The organism is Plantactinospora alkalitolerans, from assembly GCF_015690345.1.
GTDB classification, from domain to species: Bacteria; Actinomycetota; Actinomycetes; order Mycobacteriales; family Micromonosporaceae; genus Plantactinospora; species Plantactinospora alkalitolerans.
This window is the reverse complement of sequence record NZ_JADPUN010000406.1, coordinates 1-4,137: the sequence shown is the minus strand read 5'-3', so window position 1 is coordinate 4,137 and position 4,137 is coordinate 1. Positions and strand designations below refer to the sequence as shown.

Annotated in this window: 2 protein-coding genes and 1 pseudogene; all 3 read right to left on the bottom strand. The window is 69.0% G+C overall.

Annotated features, from left to right (window positions below; translation table 11 throughout):
- Positions 1-115: 115 nt before the first annotated feature.
- Positions 116-310: pseudogene (locus tag I0C86_RS44175) on the bottom strand (helicase); the annotation flags it as partial.
- A gap of 556 nt (positions 311-866) precedes the next feature.
- On the bottom strand, positions 867-2,444 hold the full coding sequence (locus tag I0C86_RS39555; protein WP_196206440.1) for an alpha/beta fold hydrolase: 1,578 nt from the start codon (positions 2,442-2,444) through the stop codon (positions 867-869).
- Positions 2,445-2,860: 416 nt separating this feature from the next.
- The gene (locus I0C86_RS39550) at positions 2,861-4,129 is read right to left on the bottom strand and encodes an AAA family ATPase (RefSeq protein WP_230395565.1); all 1,269 of its coding nucleotides are present in this window, start codon (positions 4,127-4,129) and stop codon (positions 2,861-2,863) included.
- Positions 4,130-4,137: the final 8 nt, after the last annotated feature.

The window sequence follows — 4,137 nt, the reverse complement described above, 5'->3', positions numbered from 1 at the left end:
ATCATGTCGTCGATCTTCACGTACAGTGCGGTCAAGAGGGTGTCCAGGTCTTGCGTCACAACATGATCTTGGATGCCCTCTCCTCATGCCCGGACATCGACCCCAGACTTCGGAACTACTCGTCTAGGTGCGCCGCTACGGCCTGGTTCGCTTCCCAGCCGTCCGGAAATCTGACCGGTACGTTCACCTGCACCGGCTCGGTCGACGGATGCGCGTCGAGCAGCCCGGCGATCCCGCCCGCGCCAGCACCACACACGCGTGCCGATGCCGTGACGTCAACACACAACCGCCCCGCCTCCAGGTGAAACGGTGACCGCCCAGTGCGCGTCGTCTGGCAGCTTGAGCAGCCTCTTCCTCCAGCATGTACGCCGCCGCCCGAACCGTCGCCGCCTGAGGTGAGCACCTCCGCTCGACGACGGTCTGGTCGCCGCCGTGGCCCTTTCCTGGTTGGTTACCAGCCCTTTCATGCTGGCCGCCGGATCGGCGGCTCGTACAAGAGGCTTGTGGTCGCACCGCAACAGGACCTTCGCAGGCAGCCCCCGGTCGGCGGCCGGGGTCGTACAGGCTGCCGGCCCGGACTTGCCGCCGCGCAGGAGGACCAGCACGGGCATCGGTCCGGCCACGCCACGGGGGGCGTGGGCGTTCAGGTACAGGCGGTCCTCCGCACCGGCGACCAGGGCGGGCTGCCCGGCGGACAGGAGTACGACTGGGTACAGGTGGGCCCGGGTCGGGGTGTCCCGGGCCCGGTCCACCGCCCGGCCGGTTCCGGTAACCGCAGCCGCAGCTCACCGCTCGGTGGCCAGGGAGCCAGGAAGGTGGCCGGGACAGCGACGGCGTCCCGGCCACCTTGGTGTATCTCCGGTGGCTCAGAAGAGCCAGGTCGGCAGCTCCGGTTCCCCGCGCAGCGGCACGAGTTTGCTCGGGGCGGGCCCGGCGTCCGGGCTCGCGGTCCTGCTGCGGGCATCACTCGACGTGGTACCCGGCGGCGGGGCGGCCGCGCACCGAGTGCCCTTGGCGGGCACGACGAGGTCGATCAGATACCGGTCGATCGCCCCGTCTGCGCAGGCCACCCGCCCGTACACGATGTGGCCCCAACCCTCGTAGGTCAGCAGTTCGGCATGGCTACCGAATTGGCCGGCGGCGCCCAGCGCCCAGTTGTAGCCGGTGGCCGGATCGTGCAGCGAGTTGGCGAACAGCAGCTTCGCGTCGTTGGTCGGGGTGATCCGGCGCTGCGGATTGTTCGCCACGGTCGGCCAGCCCAGGCAGATCGCGCCCACCGCAGCCCTCGGCAGGTCCGGCAGGTCCGGCGCCGCACGCTGGGCGTCGGCGGCGATGGAACTCCACTGGGCGAAGTCGCGCGTCTTCAGGTTCCAGTCCTGGCAGAGAACCGCCTGGTACGCGAACGGCACCACCGTGGGCTCGTCCTCGGCCGACTGCCTGGCCGCCGCGCTCGCGGTCGACGGGCGCCCCGCGTCGATCCGCTCCAGCTCACTGGCGATGCCCAGCCAGTAGGGTTGGTAGTTGAGGTTGCCCAGGACGAAGTTGACCAGATCCTGCTGGGTGATCTTGTAACTCGGCTGGTCCGGATCCGGCAGCTCGCCGCGAGCGGCGCGGTCCAGCAGCCGCTGCCAGAACTGGCGGATGTTCCGACCGTACAGGGCACAGTCGCGCAGCCGGGCGCAGCCGGCGACGAATTCGTTGAACGAGTCCTGACCGGTGGCCGCCTGGGTGACGGCGAATCCGCGAGCATCCTGGCTGTGGTCCATCGTGCTGTCGGCGACAATGGCGCGCACCCGGTTCGGATAACGATCGGCGTACTGCTGGGCCATCAGCGTGCCGTACGACATGCCGAAGAAGGTCAGCTTGTCGTCGCCGACCGCGGCCCGGATCGCGTCGATGTCGCGAACCACCTGGAGCGTGTCCACGTGGTCGAAGACCGGCCCGCTGTGGCTGCGGCAGTCCGCCGCGAGTTGCCGGGTCGCGGTGACCATGTCGTTGAATGCCGTCGGTGTCTTGATCGGTCCGCTCGGCAGGTCGAGGATTTCGTCCAGAGAACACATGACCGGAGCACTCCGGGCGACACCGCGCGGATCGAATCCGAGAATGTCGAAGTGGCGGTGGAGTTCATCGCTGTATCCGCCCCACAGCGCCGCGTCGACGCCCGAGCCGCCAGGTCCGCCCGGGTTGACGACCAGCGATCCGCGCCGCGCATCCGGGTCGGTAGCAGGCCGCTTGGCCAGGGCCAACGCGATGGTCGGCCCGCCCGGGTCGGCCCAGTCGACCGGTACCTCCAGGGTGCTGCACACGGCGCTGGCGTCCTCCTCGCAGGGCGTCCACTGCACGCCCCCGTCCGATGCTGCTAAGGCGGTCATCGGGGCGAGCGGTATCAGCGCCAGCCCCGCCGCCGCGCCAGCGACCAATTTCCGGATCAGTTTTCTGCGCATGATTCCTCTCCCAGGTAACTTTCCCGGTCACTTCCGGGCGTTGTCGACGCTAGCGAGTCCAGCAAGCGTTCGGGTTACGGGAACGTGTCATGGGAAATGTCGACGTGGACTCGACGGAAATTGACCGGCAGAATAGCCGGCAGAATAGCCGGCAGCTTTATTCCTGCCGCTTTCAGAAATGGTGAGGTCAGTGCCGGCGGCGGGACATCGGAGTCGGTCTGCCGCTGCCGGGTGGCCGCACGGATGGCCACTTGTCAAGATGGCCGACATCACACGAGTCGGCCGGCGGCCACGGGGGGTACGGCCCAGCGCACGGGCATTCGGGCCCTGCTTCACCGGCCGTCGCGACGTGCGGGCTTGCCTCTAGCGAAGCCTTGGAGGGCATCTATCTCCGACTGGAGGTCTTCATCGACCAGTCAAACGAGACGCTTGGTCTTCTCAAGATGAGCAGCAATGGCCTGGTTCGCTTCCCAGCCGTCCGGAAACCTGACCGGTACGTTCAGGTGCACCGGCTCGGTCGACGGGTGTGCGTCCAACAGCTCCGCGATCCCGGCCCGCGCCACCACCACACACGCGTGCCGATGCCGAGAGGTCAGCACACACAACCGCCCCGCCTCCAGGTGAAACGCCGTGGCGTCCCGCCGCCCCGACAGCGGATGCAGCACGATCGTCACGTCGTACTCCCGCCCCTGTAGCCGGTTCGCCGTGTCGACCGTGATCCCCGCCCCATCCGCACGCGGCTCGGGGCGGATGGCCGCCACCTGGTCCCGATGCGCCGCCCCGATCGCGATCCGGTCAGCCGTTACCGCGACACCCCCCGGCGCCCGCTCCGACACCGCCACCGCACCCCGCTCCAACAGCCGCAACGCCAGCCGCGCACAAGCCGCCGCCGCCTCCCCGTCCGTACGCAACGTGTGCCGAGCCGGCAGCTCGTACAGCGCCCACCCGGTAGCCGCCGCCAACTCCAACGCCTCGTCCACCGCCCCACCCCCGAACCCGGCAGCAGTGAACGAAAGCGACCGCTGCGAAGCAGTAGTCCCCGCCGAGAACCCGGTGAACGGATAGAACGCCTCCGCCACCACCGGAGCGGCCGACGCCGGCAGCCGCCACGAGACCGGTAACCGGTGCACCGGCAGCTCCGGGTTGTGCCGCAGCAACGCCGCCACCGCAGACTGCATCGGATCCCAGGTCAGCCCGGTCCACCGCCCGGTCTCCACAGTAGAGAACGGATCGAGCTGCCCCGGATCACCCACGAACAGCGCCCGGTCGAACCGTCCCGCCACTCTCAACAGAGCATCGGACCGCATCTGGTACGCCTCGTCCACGATCGCCCACGGCCAGCGCCCCTCCGGCACCAGCGCCCACTTGGCAGCCGTACCGATGATCACCGACGACCCGCCCAGATCCGCGACCTTCGCCGCGACCCGGACCGTCGAGTAGTTCTTGATCCGCTCTGTCGCGGTGTACTCGTTCGCGGACAGCCGCCCGATCGGCAGCTCCGGCTGAGCCTGGGCCAGCCGCCCGACCAGGTCGTCGACCTGCTCATTCGTCTGAGCGATCACGATCAGCGGCTCGCCGGCCTCGGCCAGTTCCCCCGCCGCCCGCACCACCAGCGTCGACTTTCCCGCCCCCGGCGGCGAGTCGACCACAACTCCTCGATGCTCTCCAGAATGCAGGTCCGCCAGTACCTCCG